At 65.6% G+C, this 15,886-nt stretch carries 16 protein-coding genes; 12 read left to right on the top strand and 4 right to left on the bottom strand.

Annotation, left to right across the window (positions count from 1 at the left end):
- From LFL96_RS13180 to LFL96_RS13165, 4 genes are all read left to right on the top strand, one after another.
- Entirely contained in the window at positions 1 to 879 is an 879-nt protein-coding gene (locus tag LFL96_RS13180; protein WP_280995675.1) for an alpha/beta hydrolase, read from the top strand.
- A gap of 13 nt (positions 880 to 892) precedes the next feature.
- Positions 893 to 2,308: a 3-isopropylmalate dehydratase large subunit gene (gene leuC, locus LFL96_RS13175; RefSeq protein WP_280995674.1), complete on the top strand. Its 1,416-nt coding sequence runs from the start codon at positions 893 to 895 to the stop codon at positions 2,306 to 2,308.
- Complete coding sequence (leuD, locus tag LFL96_RS13170) at positions 2,305 to 2,934, top strand: 3-isopropylmalate dehydratase small subunit (protein ID WP_280995673.1); 630 nt, start codon at positions 2,305 to 2,307, stop codon at positions 2,932 to 2,934. Before leuC ends, leuD begins: the two co-directional genes overlap by 4 nt.
- 137 nt (positions 2,935 to 3,071) lie before the next feature.
- Positions 3,072 to 4,418 (top strand): dicarboxylate/amino acid:cation symporter, encoded by a 1,347-nt coding sequence (locus tag LFL96_RS13165; protein WP_280995672.1) that lies wholly within the window; start codon positions 3,072 to 3,074, stop codon positions 4,416 to 4,418.
- A 42-nt stretch (positions 4,419 to 4,460) separates the two neighbouring features.
- Here the strand turns inward: LFL96_RS13165 and LFL96_RS13160 are convergent, their stop codons facing one another.
- Entirely contained in the window at positions 4,461 to 5,159 is a 699-nt protein-coding gene (locus LFL96_RS13160; RefSeq protein WP_280995671.1) for a TetR/AcrR family transcriptional regulator, read from the bottom strand.
- A gap of 174 nt (positions 5,160 to 5,333) precedes the next feature.
- On the opposite strand from LFL96_RS13160, the gene LFL96_RS13155 reads away from it, so the two are divergent.
- Genes LFL96_RS13155 through LFL96_RS13145 form a run of 3 tightly spaced genes read left to right on the top strand, consistent with a single transcriptional unit; the run spans position 5,334 to position 8,514 of the window.
- The gene (locus tag LFL96_RS13155) at positions 5,334 to 6,251 is read left to right on the top strand and encodes an SDR family oxidoreductase (protein WP_280995670.1); all 918 of its coding nucleotides are present in this window, start codon (positions 5,334 to 5,336) and stop codon (positions 6,249 to 6,251) included.
- Complete coding sequence (locus LFL96_RS13150; protein WP_280995669.1) at positions 6,248 to 7,954, top strand: acyl-CoA synthetase; 1,707 nt, start codon at positions 6,248 to 6,250, stop codon at positions 7,952 to 7,954. The genes LFL96_RS13155 and LFL96_RS13150 overlap by 4 nt, the downstream gene beginning before the upstream one ends.
- A 32-nt stretch (positions 7,955 to 7,986) precedes the next feature.
- On the top strand, positions 7,987 to 8,514 hold the full coding sequence (locus LFL96_RS13145; protein ID WP_280995668.1) for an Lrp/AsnC family transcriptional regulator: 528 nt from the start codon (positions 7,987 to 7,989) through the stop codon (positions 8,512 to 8,514).
- 12 nt (positions 8,515 to 8,526) lie between these two features.
- Here LFL96_RS13145 and LFL96_RS13140 read toward each other — a convergent pair whose 3' ends face one another.
- Entirely contained in the window at positions 8,527 to 8,937 is a 411-nt protein-coding gene (locus LFL96_RS13140; protein WP_280995667.1) for a DUF2000 domain-containing protein, read from the bottom strand.
- A 361-nt stretch (positions 8,938 to 9,298) separates the two neighbouring features.
- Here LFL96_RS13140 and LFL96_RS13135 point away from each other — a divergent pair, with 361 nt between their 5' ends.
- The 4 genes from LFL96_RS13135 (at position 9,299) to LFL96_RS13120 (ending at position 12,560) form a co-directional block, all read left to right on the top strand.
- On the top strand, positions 9,299 to 9,697 hold the full coding sequence (locus LFL96_RS13135) for a VOC family protein (RefSeq protein WP_280995666.1): 399 nt from the start codon (positions 9,299 to 9,301) through the stop codon (positions 9,695 to 9,697).
- A 114-nt stretch (positions 9,698 to 9,811) separates the two neighbouring features.
- The gene (locus LFL96_RS13130; protein WP_280995665.1) at positions 9,812 to 10,489 is read left to right on the top strand and encodes a tat (twin-arginine translocation) pathway signal sequence; all 678 of its coding nucleotides are present in this window, start codon (positions 9,812 to 9,814) and stop codon (positions 10,487 to 10,489) included.
- A 13-nt stretch (positions 10,490 to 10,502) separates the two neighbouring features.
- Positions 10,503 to 12,089: a GMC family oxidoreductase gene (locus tag LFL96_RS13125; protein WP_280995664.1), complete on the top strand. Its 1,587-nt coding sequence runs from the start codon at positions 10,503 to 10,505 to the stop codon at positions 12,087 to 12,089.
- Between the two features lie 120 nt (positions 12,090 to 12,209).
- Positions 12,210 to 12,560 carry a ribbon-helix-helix domain-containing protein gene (locus LFL96_RS13120; RefSeq protein WP_280995663.1) on the top strand — a complete coding sequence of 117 codons (351 nt, stop codon included), beginning with the start codon at positions 12,210 to 12,212 and terminating at the stop codon, positions 12,558 to 12,560.
- A 58-nt stretch (positions 12,561 to 12,618) separates the two neighbouring features.
- Here the strand turns inward: LFL96_RS13120 and LFL96_RS13115 are convergent, their stop codons facing one another.
- Complete coding sequence (locus LFL96_RS13115) at positions 12,619 to 13,764, bottom strand: hypothetical protein (RefSeq protein ID WP_280995662.1); 1,146 nt, start codon at positions 13,762 to 13,764, stop codon at positions 12,619 to 12,621.
- Between the two features lie 121 nt (positions 13,765 to 13,885).
- Between LFL96_RS13115 and LFL96_RS13110 the strand changes: the two genes are divergently transcribed.
- Positions 13,886 to 14,272, top strand: a complete 387-nt coding sequence (locus tag LFL96_RS13110; RefSeq protein ID WP_280995661.1) for a DUF5594 family protein — start codon at positions 13,886 to 13,888, stop codon at positions 14,270 to 14,272.
- Positions 14,273 to 14,293: 21 nt separating this feature from the next.
- Here the strand turns inward: LFL96_RS13110 and LFL96_RS13105 are convergent, their stop codons facing one another.
- Positions 14,294 to 15,874 (bottom strand): methyl-accepting chemotaxis protein, encoded by a 1,581-nt coding sequence (locus tag LFL96_RS13105; RefSeq protein WP_280995660.1) that lies wholly within the window; start codon positions 15,872 to 15,874, stop codon positions 14,294 to 14,296.
- Between the last annotated feature and the right edge of the window lie 12 nt (positions 15,875 to 15,886).

Genomic DNA, 15,886 nt, shown 5'->3' with positions numbered 1-15,886 from the left:
ATGTTTGCAGAGTTCATGGACGCGTCGGCGGAGGTCGACGGCATCAGGATCAACGCGATTCGCGGCGGCAACGGCCCGGCTGTGCTGCTGTTGCACGGTCACCCGCAGACCCACGCGATCTGGCACAAGGTCGCGCCCACGCTGGCGCGCCATTTCACGGTGATCGCCGCGGATCTGCGCGGTTACGGCGACAGCGGCAAACCGCAGGGCGCGCCGGATCACGGCAACTATTCGAAGCAACGCATGGCCGCCGATCAGGTCGCGCTGATGCAGGCGCAAGGCTTCGACGCATTCGCGGTGATCGGCCACGATCGTGGCGGGCGGGTGGCGGCGCGCATGGCGCTCGATCATCCGCGCGCGGTGACGAAACTCGTGACGCTCGACGTCGCGCCGACGCTCGCGATGTACGAACAGACCTCGTTCGATTTCGCGCGCGCTTACTGGCACTGGTTCTTTCTGGTGCGGCCCGCGCCGTTTCCGGAGACGCTGATTCGCGCGGACCCGGATCTCTATCTGAAGCAGACCATCGGCGCGCGCAGCGCCGGGCTCGCGCCGTTCACGCCGCAAGCGTACGCGGAGTATCTGCGCTGCCTGAGCGACCCGGCGACCGCGCACGGCATCTGCGAGGACTACCGCGCGAGCATCACGATCGATCTGGAACACGACCGCGCGTCGCTCGCGCAAGGGCAGAAGATCGCATGCGATTTTCTCGCGCTGTGGGGCGCGCAAGGCGTGATCGAACAGTGTTTCGAACCGCTCGCCGAATGGCGGCAGTGGTCGGCGCGCGTGAGCGGCGAGGCGCTGCCGTGCGGCCATTACATTCCGGAAGAGGCGCCCGAGCTGCTGCTCGAACGCGTGCTTCCTTTCCTGCAGGCTTAGGCGCGCATTCATCATGTCAACACGAACCCTTTACCAGAAGCTGGTCGACTCGCACGTCATCAAGCGGATCGATGCGCAGAACGTGCTGCTCTACGTCGATCTGCATCTGATGAACGAATACACCAGCCCACAGGCATTCAGCGCGTTGCAGGACAAGGGGCGCCGCGTGCGCCGGCCGCGTCAGCAGCTCGCGGTGGTGAGCCACATCATTCCGACGCACGCCGAATCGCCGCGCGTGATTCGCGACGCCGCGTCGCTGTTGCAGGCGACCAACCTCGCGCGCAACTGCAAGGAAGCGGGCATCGCGCTGCACGACGCGAACGATCCGTTGCAAGGCATCGAACATATCGTCGCGCCGGAGCGCGGCCTGATTCGTCCCGGCATGGCGGTGCTGTGCGGCGACAGCCACACCACCACGTACGGCGCGCTGGGCGCGTTGGGCTTCGGCATCGGCACCTCCGAGGTCGAACACGTGCTGGCCACGCAGACGCTCGTGTACCGGATCGCGCAGACCATGCGCATCACGATCGACGGCACGCTGCCGTTCGGCACGTCGTCGAAGGACGTGATTCTGTGGATCATCAGCCGCATCGGCGCGCAGGGCGCACGCGGTTTCGCGGTGGAGTTCGACGGCTCGACGATCGCGTCGCTGTCGGCCGAAGCGCGCATGACCTTGTGCAACATGACCGTCGAGGCGGGCGCGCGCGCCGCGCTGATCGCGCCCGACGCGACCACCTTCGACTACGTCCGCGCTCACGCCACCTCGCTCGATGACGCCGCGTGGCAGGCCGCGCTGAACGACTGGCGCGAACTGAAATCGGATGCCGGTGCACGCTTTGACGTCGAACATCGTTTCGATGCGCACGCGATCGCGCCGTTCGTCACGTGGGGCACCAGCCCCGATCAGGCGATCGCGATCGACGCGCGGATTCCGTCGGCCGCTTCGCAAGCCACGCCCGAAGCCGCCGCTTCGCTGGAACGCGCGCTCGACTATATCGGTCTCGACGCCGGCCAGCCGATTGCCGGCACGCCGATCGACCGCGTGTTCATCGGTTCGTGCACCAATGGACGTATCGAAGATCTGCGCGTGGTCGCGTCGATCGTGGCCGGCCGTCATGTCGCGCCGGGCGTGCGCGCGATGATCGTGCCCGGTTCGGGCAGCGTGCGCCGTCAGGCGGAACGCGAAGGCGTGGCTGCCACGCTGCGCGACGCGGGCTTCGAATGGCGCGAGCCGGGCTGTTCGATGTGCCTCGCGATGAACGACGATTTTCTCGCGGCGGGCGAGCGGTGCGCGTCCACCACCAACCGCAATTTCGAGGGCCGCCAGGGACGCGGCGGCCGCACCCATCTGATGAGTCCCGCGATGGCCGCCGCGGCGGCGCTGACCGGACGCATCACCGACGTGCGCACGCTGGAGACGCAAGCATGACGACGAGACTGACGACGAGACTCACGCATATCGAGGGAACGGCGGCGCCGTTGCCGATCGACAACCTCGACACCGATCAGATCATGCCGAAGCAGTTTCTGCGCATCATCGATAAAGCGGGTCTCAGCGAGGGCTTGCTGTACGACCTGCGTGTCGATGCGCACGGCAAGCTGCGCGACGATTGCGTGCTGAACCAGCCCGCGTATCGCGGTGCGCGCGTGCTGCTCGGCGGCGCGAATTTCGGCTGCGGGTCGAGCCGCGAGCATGCGGTGTGGGGACTTCAGCAAGGCGGTTTCGACGCGGTGATCGCGCCGAGCTTCGCGGAGATTTTCTATTCGAACGCGATGAACAACCGCCTGCTGCTCGTGCAGCTCGAACGCGATCAGGTGGACGCGCTCCTGCGCGACGCGAACGATGACCCGGCCGCAACGCTGCGCATCGATATCGAACAGCAAACGGTCACGTCCGCCCGCGGCCTGGTGTTCACGTTCCCGCTCGGCGCGCGTCACAAGCAGATGGTGATCGAAGGCATGGACACCATCGACCTGACGCTCGCTTCGCTGCCCGATATCGAGGCCTTCGAGCGCGAGCATTTCGCACGGCATCCCTGGGCCGCCGTGCTGTAAGCACGAGGCGGCGCGTCACGCCGCCTCGACCGTCATTGCCCGATTAACCGCATAGCGCGATCGATTCCCCACGAGAAGGGAAGGGCCGTGCTTTGCCATCAATTATCCCGCTGCCCTGAGCAAAAAACGGAGGAGACATGAAACGCAAACCGCTCTACAAGGTGCTGTACGTGCAGGTGATCGTCGCGATCGTGATCGGCGTGGCGCTCGGCCACTATCTGCCCACCGACGCCGTCGCGATGAAGCCGCTCGGCGATGCCTTCATCAAACTCGTGCGCATGATCATCAGCCCGGTGATCTTCTGCACCGTCGTGACCGGTATCGCCAGCATGCACGACATGCGCAAGGTGGGCCGCGTCGGCGGCAAGGCGCTGCTGTATTTCGAAGTCGTGTCGACGCTCGCGCTCGCGATCGGTCTGCTCGCCGCGCATCTGCTGCAACCGGGTGCGGGCTTCAACGTCGATCCGGCCACGCTCGACGGCGCCGCGGTGTCGTCGTACGCCGCGCAGGCCGCGCATGGCGAAGGGCTCACGGGCTTCTTCATGCACATCATTCCGGAGACCTTCGCGGGGGCGCTGACGCAAAGCGACATCCTGCCGGTGCTGCTGATCGCGATGCTGTTCGGCACCGCGCTCGCGGTGATGGGCGAACCGGCCAGGCCGCTGATCAACCTGGTCGAACTGCTCTCCCGGACTTTCTTCCGGATCGTGCGGATGATCACGAGCCTCGCGCCGCTCGGCGCGTTCGGCGCGATCGCGTTCACCATCGGCAAGTACGGCATCGTCTCGCTGCTGCCGATGATGAAACTGATCGGCACGTTCTATCTGACCGCGTTCCTGTTCGTCGCGTGCGGCCTCGGGCTGATCGCGCGGCTGTGCGGCTTCAGCCTGTGGCGCTTCGTGGTCTACATCAAGGACGAATTGCTGATCGTGCTCGGCACGTCGACGTCGGAAGCGGCGTTGCCGCAGTTGATGGAAAAGCTCGAACGGCTCGGCTGCTCGCGCGGGATCGTCGGACTCGTGGTGCCGACCGGCTACTCGTTCAATCTGGACGGCACGAACATCTACATGACGCTCGCGGTGCTGTTTCTCGCGCAGGCGACCAATACGCATCTGACGCTCGTGCAGGAAATCACGCTGCTCGCGGTGACCATGCTCACGTCGAAGGGCTCGACCGGCGTGACGGGGGCGGGGTTCATCACGCTGGCCGCGAGTCTGTCGGTGGTGCCGACCGTGCCGGTGACCGCGATGGTGCTGATACTCGGCATCGACCGTTTCATGTCGGAATGCCGGGCGCTGACCAATACGATGGGCAACGGCGTGGCGTCGATCGTGATCGCGGCGTGGGAGAAGGAGCTGGACCGCGACAGGATGAAGGCGGCGTTGGCGAAACCGGGGCGCGCGATGCCGGGTGCGCCGGCGAGCGACGCGGCGGTGGCGGCGCAATTGCCGCGGGAGCGTGAGGAGGCCCAGCGGTCCGCATGAAGGCCCGCATGAAGGTCCGCATGAAGGTCGACATGAGCGGCGCTACTGCGCCGCCTCGAACCGCCGTACCGCACCGATGACATCGTTGCGCAACTGCCGTAACGCCGCCTGCCTCGCATCGGGTGGCGCCAGTCCCTGCCAGAGCAGATCGCTCAGCGACAGCGCGGTCGTGTCGATATCGACCGCCTTCTGCTTGCGCACCGCATCCCACAGCACATGTTCCATCGGACCGTAGACCGCCGAGCGCAAGAGCCCGAGCGGCATGTCGCCGCGGATCACGCCGTTCGCGACGCCTTCGGCCAGCACGCTCATCATCGGCGCCGTATAGCGGCGCTGCAATTCGACGATCACGTCGCCGAACTTGTCGTCCTTCTCGCGGCCTTCGGAGAGGATCAGCGCACACAAGCCCGTGCCGTCCACCGTCAAGCGGTAAAGATGCGTGCGCACCAGATACGCAAACTTGCCGCGCGTGCCGTCGATCATCGGCAACTCGCTTTCCACCTGCGCGATGATCTCGTCGTACCAATTGCCGAGAACGCGCACGCACAGATCCCGTTTGCTCGCGAAGTAAGTGAAGATCGTCGCTTCCGATACGCCGACGCGCCGTGCGACTTCCGTCATCGTCGCGTTGGCGTAGCCGACCTCGGAGAACACGTGACGCGCGGCGTCGAGAATCGACTTCAGACGTTGCTCGGAGCGGGCCTGCACGGGCACGCGGCGGGAGGCGGCGGACGTTGTCATCGTGTGAGAGAAGGGCTGTGCGTTGGTTTTGTTGAGTCTAGCTCAAATGAAGGTCGGAAAGAAGATTGTGATAAGACGCGTGAAATTGCATTGCGATGAATGTTTGCGTGCAGACTTCGAATAACTTGAGCTAAACTCAAAAAAATATCGAGCGCACATGAAGGAGACAACCGCATGTCCACCGCTTCGCCAGGCACATCGCCGCCCTCGGCCGGCTATCGCTCCGTGTTCCGCGACGGCCTGTTCGCGGGCCAGGTCGTCATTGTCACCGGCGGCGGGAGCGGGCTAGGGCGCTGCACCGCGCACGAACTCGCGTCGCTGGGCGCCACGCTCGCCCTGGTCGGCCGCAACGAAGACAAGCTCCTGGCCGTGCAACACGAGTTGAGTGCCGATCACCCGCATGCGGGCGGTCATCGAATCTTTCCCTGCGACATCCGCAACGAACAGCAGGTGCGCGACACGATCGCGTCAATCGTTCGCGACCTCGGCCGGATCGACGGCTTGTTCAACTGCGCGGGCGGGCAGTTTCCCGCCAGGCTGGAAAAGATTTCGCTGAACGGCTGGGACGCGGTGGTCCGCAACAATCTGCACGGTACCTTTCTGATGTCCCGCGAGTGCTACACGCAGTGGATGCAAGACCACGGTGGTGCGATCGTCAACATGCTCGCCGACATCTGGGGCGGCATGCCGGGCATGGGCCACTCCGGCGCGGCGCGCGCGGGCGTGTGGAATTTCACCGAGACGGCCGCCTGCGAATGGGGCCACGCGGGCGTGCGGGTCAACGCGGTCGCACCGGGCTGGATCGCGTCCGCCGGCATGGACAGTTACGACGAACACTATCAGGCGTTGCTGCGTTCGCTGAAGCGCAAGGTGCCGCTGCAGCGCTTCGGCACCGAATCCGAACTGGCCGGCGCGGCGGTGTTTCTGCTGTCGGAGGCATCGGCCTTCATCAACGGCACGGTGATCCGCGTGGACGGCGGCGTGCCGAACGCGCGCCATTCATTTCCGCTGCCCGCCGCCGGGCGTACGATCGAATACAACGGCTTTCCCCGCTATCAACCGCCGACCGGCTTGCAGGAGCAGACACGATGAATCTCGACGGCCAGACCTACGATTCGCTGACGAGCCGTTTCGCGTGGCGGATTCCGCCGCGCTACAACATCGGCGTGGATGTCTGCGATAAATGGGCCGACGGTTCCGCACGCCTCGCGCTGATCGTCGAAGATGCCGACGGCAGCACGACCCGTTACACCTTCGATGAACTCAAGACGTTGTCGGATCGTTTCGCCAACGCGCTGCTGGCATCGGGCGCGCAACGCGGCGAGCGCATCGGCATCTTTCTGTCGCAATCCATCGAAACCGCCGTCGCGCATCTGGCTGCGTACAAGGCAGGCATGGTCGCGGTGCCGCTGTTCGCGCTGTTCGGCATCGATGCGATCGAGCATCGGCTCGGCGACAGCGGCGCGGTCGCGTTGATTACCGATCGCGCGGGCGTCGCGAAGGTCGCCGAGATTCGTGGCGCGCTGCCCGCGCTGCGCGACGTGTTCAGCGTGGATATCGACAACGACAACGCTAGCGCCAGCGACGACGCTCAAGCCACTCCCGTGCGCTCGTTCTGGCATGCATTGCGAAGCGCGCCCGCCGCGTTCACGCCCGCCGACACCGGCGCCGACGATCCGGCGGTGATCATCTACACGTCGGGCACGACCGGCAAACCGAAGGGCGCGTTGCATGGGCACCGCGTGTTGCCGGGACATCTACCGGGCGTCGAGATCTCGCAACAAGGTTTTCCCGCGCACGCGACGCTGATGTGGACACCCGCCGACTGGGCATGGATCGGCGGTCTGTTCGACGTGCTGCTGCCGTCGTGGCATCACGGTGTCGCGGTGCTCGCGCGCCGCTTTGCGAAATTCGACGGCGAGGCCGCGTTCGATCTGATGGCGCGCCACGCGGTGTCGCATACCTTTCTGCCGCCGACCGCGCTGAAGATGATGCGCGGCGTTCCGCATCCCGAGCGCTGGCCGCTCGCGTTGCGCTCGGTGGCGAGCGGCGGCGAATCGCTCGGCGAAGAGTTGATCGGCTGGGGGCGCGAGGCGTTGGGGGTCACCATCAACGAGTTCTACGGGCAGACCGAATGCAACGTGGTGGTGTCGTCGTGCGCGGCGTTGTTCGAGCCGTGCTTCGGCGCGATCGGCCGCGCGGTGCCGGGGCACCACGTCGCGATCATCGACGCCGACGGCAACGAACTGCCGCAAGGCGCGATCGGCGATATCGCGGTAGCCGCGCCGGACCCGGTGATGTTCCTCGGCTACTGGGGCAACGAAGCGGCCACGCGCGACAAATATCGCGGCCGCTATCTCGTCACCGGCGACCTCGGCACGCGCGACGCGGACGGCTTCATCCGCTTCGTCGGCCGTGGCGACGACGTGATCACGAGCGCCGGCTACCGGATCGGGCCCGCGTCGATCGAGGATTCGTTGCTGCGTCACCCGGCGGTGTCGATGGCGGCCGTGATCGGCGCGCCGGATCGCGAACGCACCGAGATCGTGATGGCGTTCGTGGTGCTGAAGCCGGGTGTGGTCGGCGACGATGCGTTGGTGCGCGAGATCCAGCAGCACGTCAAGACCCGGCTCGCCGCGCACGAGTATCCGCGCGAGATCCGCTTCGTCGACAGTCTGCCGTTGACGGCAACCGGCAAGGTGATCCGCAAGGCGTTACGCGACGGTCTGACGCCAGCCGCGGCACAACCCGGCACGCAAGGCGCACCCAACCCACCGGATGCCGCGGCGCGCTGAATCCTCATGACGCATCCTCTCGACCCGACATCATGAGCGATAGTCCTCGTCCTCCCTCGAAACGCGCGCCCAGGTCGCTCAGGACGCCTGGCGCGCAACCCGCCGCGCCGGCCGTACTCGACGACACCGATCGCAAGCTCCTCGCGCTGCTGGCCGAAGACGCGACGCGTACCTACGCGGAACTCGGCAAGCTGCTGTTTCTGTCGGCGCCGGCCGTGCACGAACGCGCGCGTCGCCTGAAGAAAGACGGCGTGATCAAGGGCACGGTCGCCGCGCTCGACGCCGCGCGTCTGAATCGCCCGCTGCTGGCGTTCGTGCATGTGGACACCACGAGCTGGGCCGTGACGCGGCAACTGCTCGCGCTCAAGGAGCTGTCCGACGTCGAGGAGATTCATACGGTGACGGGCGAAAGCGCGATGCTGCTGAAAGTCCGCACGCGCGACACGCAGACGCTCGAACAGCTGCTCGCGCGGATTCATGCGATCGAGGGGTTCACCGGCACGCGCAGCTATATCGCGTTGACCACGTATCTGGAGCGCGGGCCGAGTCCCGCGTTGTAGCGCGGCCGCGCTTCACGCGTGCAGCGACAACCCCTTGACCGCCTTATCGACCGCCTTCCTCGGCCCGCGCACCGCGATCCCGACGAGATCAGGCGCGTCCGCCGGCTCCGCGCGGAACGCGTCGCGATTGGCCTGATCGTGGCCGGTGGAGAACATCGCACGCACGTAGACCGCACGCGTCAGTTCGCGCTCGATGCCCTGACGGAATGCGCGCAGCAAACCCGCGCTATCCGCCTGATAGACCATCATCGGCTGGCCGAGCAGGCGCGCGTGGCGACGCCCGGCGGCATCCTCGTAGGGCTCGCCGAGCGCTTCCGGCGCGGCGCCCGCGATCCCCGTCGCGAGAAAAGCGGTGACGTTCAGTTTTTGCCAGACAGCCAGATCGTCCAGCACGACGATCGCGACCTTCGTATCGAATTCCATCTTTCACTACGCTCCGTTATCGACAGGTGATCCACTGCCGAATGTTAGGGAAAGTACGGCGCCTGTGCAGCGCCTCGCGTCAAATACGAATGCGCTTCGGTCGAGATGCGCTGGCGGGGCGGCGAGGGCGGGTTTTGCCTGATGAGGTTCGGCGGCGTCGCGCAAAAAAGCCATCGCGCTCGCTCGCGTGCTGCATTGCAACCTGCGCGTCGCGCGCGGGATCGCCGCCACCGCGAGTCAACCGCGAGTCACGCACAACCTGGGGCAAGTCCCTGGCCCCTGTGCGCGCCGCGATTTAGCCGTGCATTACCACCCGCGCGGCGCGCCTCCTACACTGGAATCAAACGAGGAGGGGACACCGATGGCCAAACTCATCCACACGATGATCCGCGTGCACGATCTGCCGCGTTCGCTGCAGTTCTATCAGAAGGCTTTCAGTTTCGACGTGTCGCACCGGCTCGACTTCCCCGAGTTTTCGCTGGTCTATCTACGCAACGCGGAGAACGACGCGGAAATCGAGTTGACCTGGAACAAGGGCCGCGACGATCCGTATTCGCACGGCGACGGCTACGGTCACGTGGCTTTCTGTGTCGACGATGTGAAGAACGAGCGGCAGCGCCTGGTCGACCTCGGCATGACGCCCAACGACGTGCGCGAGTTTCACGACGACGACGGCGCATTGCTGGCGCGCTACTTTTTCATTCAGGACCCCGACGGCTACAAGATCGAAGTGCTCGAGCGCCATGGCCACTATCAATAGAACAGATCAGTCCGGCGGCCGCGGCGCGTAGTTGCTTTATCCCCCACAGCAGGTTGTTTGCATAAGACCGGAGCGGCAGCGAAAGCGGCCGCTCCGGTCGACAAGGAGACAGACATGAAAACAACGGTCATTCCGATCGTCGCGTCCGACCATGCACGCCCCACGCATCCTCATCCCCACCCGCACGACCATGATCACGATCATGCCCATCGCGCCGCGCAGGCGGCCTCGGCGGCCTTGCGCATTCCGCTGACGCGCCGCGAACTGCTGCGCGGCACCGGCGTGCTGATGGGGACGCTGGCCCTGTCCTCGATCCTGTCGGCGCTCGCGCCGAGCCGTGCGTGGGCGCTCGAACTGCAAGGACTCGACACGCATCAGGGCGAAGTGATCCTCGCGTTCACGCGTCAGGTCTATCCGCATCCGACGCTTGACAACGCGGTCTACGCACTGGTGGTCAAGGATCTCGACGCGAAGGCGAAGGCGGACCCCGCGATCCGCCGGCAACTCGCGGACGGCGTCAAGCAACTCGACGCGCAAGCCGGCTCGGACTGGACCCAGCGCGGGGCCGCCGCGCAGGCGCAGGACGTCGCGGCGATGGCCGGCACACCGTTCTTCAACACGATCCGCAGCACGGCCGTGGTCTCGCTGTACGCGAACACGATGGCGTACGCGCATTTCGGCTACGGCGCGTCGGAGGGCGACGGCGGGTATCTGTACAAGGGCTTCGACAGCCTGTCGTGGCTGCCGAACCCGCCCGCCGCGGATAGCGGCCCGATCCCCTCGGATAGCTGACTGGAGACGAGACATGAACCAGGACAACAACAAGGTGCGGTTCTCGCACAACGACGACAAGGTCGTCGTGATCATCGGCTCGGGCGCGGGCGGCGGCACGCTGGCCAACGAACTCGCGCAGAAAGGCATCGACGTGGTGGTGCTCGAAGCCGGCAAGTGGCACACGCAGGGCGATTTCACCACCGACGAGTGGGGCGCGTTCCAGATGCTGTCGTGGCTCGACAAACGCACGACCTCGGGCACGTGGCGCGTGGCGAAGGACTTTCCGAACCTGCCTGCGTGGATCTGCAAGACGGTGGGCGGCACGACCACGCACTGGGCCGGCGCGAGCCTGCGCATCCAGCCGCACGAGTTCAAGGCGAAGACCACCTATGGCGATGTCAAGGACGCCAACCTGCTCGACTGGCCGCTCACCCGCGAGGAACTCGATCCGTATTACGACCGTGCACAGGCGAAGATGGGCGTCACGCGCACCAACGGTCTGCCGGGTTTGCCGGGCAACAACAACTTCAAGGTGATGTCGGCCGGCGCGACCAAGGTCGGCTACAAGGAATGCAATACCGGCCACATGGCGATCAACAGCATCGTGCGCGACGATCGTTCGCATTGTTTCCAGCGCGGCTTCTGTTTTCAGGGCTGCCGGACCGGCGCGAAATGGTCGACGCTATACACCGAGCTACCGCGCGCGCAGGCTACCGGTCATATGGAACTGCGCACGCAGGCACATGTGGTGCGGATCGAAACCGATGCGCGCGGCAAGGCGAAGGAAGTGCTGTACTACGACGGCAACGGCAAGCTGCAGCGGCAGAAAGCGCGTATCGTCGCAGTGGCCGGCAATTCGATCGAGACGCCGCGTCTGCTGCTGAACTCGCATTCCAGCAAATTTCCGCAGGGGCTGGCGAACGGTTCGGGGCAGGTGGGCCGCAATTACATGCGCCATACCACGGGCTCGGTGTACGCGGTGTTCAACGACAAGGTGGACATGTTCAAGGGCACCACGATGGCCGGCATCATCGAGGACGAAGCGGTGTTCAATCCGCAGCGCGGCTTCGCGGGCGGCTATCACATGGAGACGATCTCGCTCGGCCTGCCGTTTTACGCGGCCTTCCTGAACCCCGGCGCGTGGGGGCCGACCTTCACGCAGGCGATGGATCAGTATGCGTACACGGCGGGCATGTGGATCGTCGGCGAGGACATGCCGCGCGACAGCAACCGCGTGACCCTGAATACGGACGTGAAGGATCAGTACGGGCAGCCGGTCGCCAACGTGCATTTCGACGATCATCCGAACGACGAGGCGATGCGCGAGCATGCGTTCAAGCAGGGCAGCGCGGTGTACGAAGCGGCCGGCGCGAAGACGGTGTATCGCGTGCCGCCGTATCCGTCCACGCACAATCTCGGCACCGCACGCATGAGCGCGCGTGCCGACGACGGCGTGTGCAACAGCTTCGGCCAGACGCACGAGGTGTCGAACCTGTTCATCTCGGACGGCAGTCAGTTCACCACCGGCGCGGCGGAAAATCCGACCATGACGATCGTCACGCTGGCGATCCGGCAGGCCGATCACATCGCCGCGCAGATGGGCAAGCGCGCGGTGTAGCGCGATGGTGCGTGGATAGTACGTGAGTGGTACGCGAGTGGTACATCGTGGCAAGCGGCAGCGTGCGACGGCGCGATGAATGCGCCGCCGCCGCGCGCCGCGCAACTGGGAGCAAACGTCATGTGTGGGGTCTATATCAACGCCGATCCGATCCTGTATGAATCGCGCACCCGTTCGTTGCGGATTCACGGAGTGATCACGACGGTCCGGCTGGAAAACCTGTTCTGGGACGTGCTGCACGAAATCGCCGCGCGCGAGAGCATGACCACCAGCCAGTTTGCGGTGAAGCTCTACGACGAACTGATCGCGTTGCGCGGCGAAATGCCGACCAACTTCGCGTCGTTCCTGCGGGTGTGCTGTCTGCGCTATCTGTCGATGCGCACGGAGAAGGGCGCGGGCCTGGCCGAGCCGGCGCCGGAGCTGGCGGCGGCCGTGAACGACTCACGGCCGCGGATGCTGAAGACGGTGTGACGCGGGTGTGATGTAGTACGGCGAATACTGCGTCACACCGCTTCGCTTCGATTCAGTATTACGGAAACAGACTGCGCTTCGGGAAATCGCCTTCGTTTTCCCACAGACCCGGCCGCTGACGCTCCGCCAGTTGCCATTTGCCGTCGACGAAACGGAAGGTCGCGTAACGCGTCACGAAGTCGTCGTCGCTATCCTTGTTCGCCTTCTTGCTGTCGAAGTTCGGGCTGCTCGACACTTGCTGAATCTCGTCGGGTGCGCCTTGACCTTTGCGCGCCGGCGAAATCTTCCAGTCCGCCTTGCCGGTTCGCGCCAGAATCAGCGAACCGCTCCTGCCGTCGGCGCCGGTGTATCGCACCGTGTCGAGGGACTGCCGCGCCGGCATCAAAACCTCCGTCGCGGGGCCGCTGTAGGAACCCATCGGCGCGCTGGCATCGACGGTCAGGAACAACGCGGGGCCGGGCAAGCCATGAAGCGGCGCGGGTTCGACGCGCGCGAGCGGATAGTCGAGTTGCCGCGTGGCCGCGATCGCGCCCGCCGCCGACACCAGACGCAGCTGCGCCTTCGCGAGCGGCTTCGGATCGTTGCCGGGCAGCGCTTCCTGCGATTCACCGGTGCCCCACAGCTGTTTTTGCAGCGCCGGCGTCACGCGCTCGTCTTCGAGCAGTTCGATGGAATCGCCGTCAGCGCCTGGCACGCGTTGCACGACGTGGTAGCCGGCGGGCGGGGCGGTGGTCGATGCCGATGCCGGCGTTGCGGTCGTTGCGGCTTTGGATGCTGCTGCCGATGCCTGCGCCGTCGCCTGAACATTCGCACCCGGCTGCGCCGCCGTATCGTCGGCGAACACCGGCGAGAAATCGATGTTCGGAATCACGAAGGTGTCGCGTGCCGTCGCGCCCGGCCGCTGATACGTGACCACCGACGTATTCTTGCGCGCGCTCACCACGCTGACCGTGATACCCGGTTGAATGTCGATGCAACCGCCGGCTTGCGCCTGCGCCAGTTGTTCAGGCGTGGCCGACGCACCGTGACTGCGGCTCTCGCCGTTGGGCAGCGTGAGTTGCGCGAGCGCTTGCGGCGACACGCACATCACGCCGGATTTCGTCGCGATCAGGTCGGCCGCCATCGCGTGCGTGCCGATGCAGCCGGCGGCGAGCAACAGCGCGATACGGGGATGCAGCCGGGTTTTCAGCCGGAGAGTCGACATTCACTGCCTCTTGTTGTTGGGTCCAGCGGCGGATTATAGGAAACCCCTGTGAGGGCAACAAGTTCGATCCGGCGTGCATGCTACGATGCTTCGCTCATCGAGCAGAGTGTCGGAGATCGCCATGCGTCCGGAGAGTGCCGCCCGTTTCGACCAACAGTTCGCGCCGCGCATCGCGGCGGCGATCGCCGCCTGCCTGGCCGCGAACGTACAGACCGACGTGCTGCCGTACGGCGGTCATGGGCATCCCACCCGAGTGCGGATTCATGCCGCGCTGCTTGAGGGCACCGGCCACGCGCATTACGCGCATCCGCTGAATCTGTATCTGACGTGGGACAGCGACGAGATCGAACGCTTGATGGGCGAGGAGGGGGAGGCGCGCTTCGCGGGCTATCTGGCCGCGCTGCCGCGCAAGCTCGCCGCGTGGACCCATGCGCGCGAGCTGGACTTCGTGTCGCATACGCAGGGCGAGCCCGTCGCGTTGATCGGCGGGCTCGATTTCGAATCCTGATGTGTCAGGCGGTCCGGTTCGTCAGGCGGCCGCGCCCAACTGAAAAAAGCTCACGCTCTGCACCAGCCCGGATGCCTTGCTCTGCACCGAGTCGGCGGCCGCCGCGGCCTGCTCGACCAGCGCCGCGTTGCTTTGCGTGACCTGGTCCATCTGGTTGACCGCGTCGTTGACTTCGGCGATACCCGTCGCCTGATCGACACTGGCCGTCGCGATCGATTCGACGATACGCGTCACGCTGCCCGCGCTCTGCACCACGCCTTCCATCGTCGTACTCGCGCGATTGATCAGTTCGGTGCCGGCATCGATCGTCGCGACCGATTCGCGAATCAGCGTCTTGATCTCGCGTGCGGCATCGGCCGAACGCTGCGCGAGACTGCGCACTTCGCTCGCCACCACCGCGAACCCGCGACCCTGGGCGCCGGCCCGTGCCGCTTCGACCGCGGCATTGAGCGCGAGAATGTTGGTCTGCGCGGAGATCGCCTCGACCACCGCGATGATATCGACGATCCGTTTGGACGCGACGTTGATCTGATCCATGGTGCGCACCGCGTCGCTCATCACCACGCCGCCTTCGCGCGCGGCTTGCGCGGCGGTTTGCGCGAGCGAGGTGGCTTCGCGCGCGTTGTCCGCGTTGCGCTGAACCGAGTCGGTGAAATGCTGCATCGACGCGGCGGTTTCCTCGAGCGACGCGGCCTGTTCCTCGGTGCGGGCGGAGAGGTCGAGGTTGCCCGCGGCGATTTCCTGGGTGGCCGACGAGATGGTGTGCGCGCCTTCGCGGATCTCGCTGACGATATGCCGCAAGCGATGATTCATCTCGTTCAGCGCGACGAGCAACTGGCCGGTTTCGTCGCGGCTCATCACGGCGACATCCGCGCGCAGATCGCCGGCCGCCACCGCTTGCGCGACGCCGACTGCCTGCTTGACCGGCACGGTGATGCTGCGGCTGAGGAACCACACCGCGAACGCGCCGACGCCGAGCGAGGCGAGCACCACCGTCAACAGCAGCACGCACGCGAGGGTGTACGCGCTTTGCGCCGCTTCGGTGGTACGCACGTTCGACTCCTGCGCCTGACGCATCACCGACGCGACGATGTCGTCGATCGCGGCCGTCGGCGCGCGGTCGATACCCTTGACGAGTCCGTCGACCACGTGCGCGGTATTCGGATCGGCGGCGTCGTAATGCTTGAGCGCTTCCAGGTAGCTGTCCTGCAGCGACGCATGGGTGGCGAGCGCCTTGTCGACGCCGTCCGCGTTCGCGCCGAGCGCGCTCAACTGATCCTTCAATTGCGTGAGCGCGGCGTGGGTCGTGCCGCCTTCCTGATTGAATGCGTCACGATACTTCGCGAACGCCGCCGGGTCCGCGCCGCGCAGCAGCAGGTCTTTCCATTCCTGCACCTGCTTCTTGAATTCGACCTGCGCGACGCGCGCCGTATCGGCGGCTTGCGCGTATTGCGTCAAGGTCTGCGCGGACTGCACCTGCAACGCGTGGGTTTGCGTCAGCGCGTGCCAGCCTTCGAGGCCGACTACCGTGGTCGCGGCGAGCAGCACCGCGCCAAGCAACGCCAGCTTGATGGCGATTTTCAGATTGCGATAAAACGTCACTGCGATTTTCCT

This window comes from Paraburkholderia sp. D15 (genome assembly GCF_029910215.1).
Lineage (GTDB): Bacteria > Pseudomonadota > Gammaproteobacteria > Burkholderiales > Burkholderiaceae > Paraburkholderia.
Note: the sequence above shows the minus strand (reverse complement) of the source record. Positions and strands in the feature narration are given on the sequence as shown.

Bases quoted from the DNA above. Each gene is read 5' to 3' on its own strand.
- LFL96_RS13145 (WP_280995668.1), top strand. From the start codon at position 7,987: ATGAGCGATAGTCCTCGTCCTCCCTCGAAACGCGCGCCCAGGTCGCTC.
- LFL96_RS13120 (WP_280995663.1), top strand. From the start codon at position 12,210: ATGTGTGGGGTCTATATCAACGCCGATCCGATCCTGTATGAATCGCGC.
- LFL96_RS13130 (WP_280995665.1), top strand. From the start codon at position 9,812: ATGAAAACAACGGTCATTCCGATCGTCGCGTCCGACCATGCACGCCCC.
- LFL96_RS13140 (WP_280995667.1), bottom strand. From the start codon at position 8,937: ATGGAATTCGATACGAAGGTCGCGATCGTCGTGCTGGACGATCTGGCT.
- LFL96_RS13155 (WP_280995670.1), top strand. From the start codon at position 5,334: ATGTCCACCGCTTCGCCAGGCACATCGCCGCCCTCGGCCGGCTATCGC.
- LFL96_RS13110 (WP_280995661.1), top strand. From the start codon at position 13,886: ATGCGTCCGGAGAGTGCCGCCCGTTTCGACCAACAGTTCGCGCCGCGC.
- LFL96_RS13180 (WP_280995675.1), top strand. From the start codon at position 1: ATGTTTGCAGAGTTCATGGACGCGTCGGCGGAGGTCGACGGCATCAGG.
- LFL96_RS13150 (WP_280995669.1), top strand. From the start codon at position 6,248: ATGAATCTCGACGGCCAGACCTACGATTCGCTGACGAGCCGTTTCGCG.
- LFL96_RS13165 (WP_280995672.1), top strand. From the start codon at position 3,072: ATGAAACGCAAACCGCTCTACAAGGTGCTGTACGTGCAGGTGATCGTC.
- LFL96_RS13135 (WP_280995666.1), top strand. From the start codon at position 9,299: ATGGCCAAACTCATCCACACGATGATCCGCGTGCACGATCTGCCGCGT.
- LFL96_RS13125 (WP_280995664.1), top strand. From the start codon at position 10,503: ATGAACCAGGACAACAACAAGGTGCGGTTCTCGCACAACGACGACAAG.
- leuC (WP_280995674.1), top strand. From the start codon at position 893: ATGTCAACACGAACCCTTTACCAGAAGCTGGTCGACTCGCACGTCATC.
- LFL96_RS13160 (WP_280995671.1), bottom strand. From the start codon at position 5,159: ATGACAACGTCCGCCGCCTCCCGCCGCGTGCCCGTGCAGGCCCGCTCC.
- LFL96_RS13115 (WP_280995662.1), bottom strand. From the start codon at position 13,764: ATGTCGACTCTCCGGCTGAAAACCCGGCTGCATCCCCGTATCGCGCTG.
- leuD (WP_280995673.1), top strand. From the start codon at position 2,305: ATGACGACGAGACTGACGACGAGACTCACGCATATCGAGGGAACGGCG.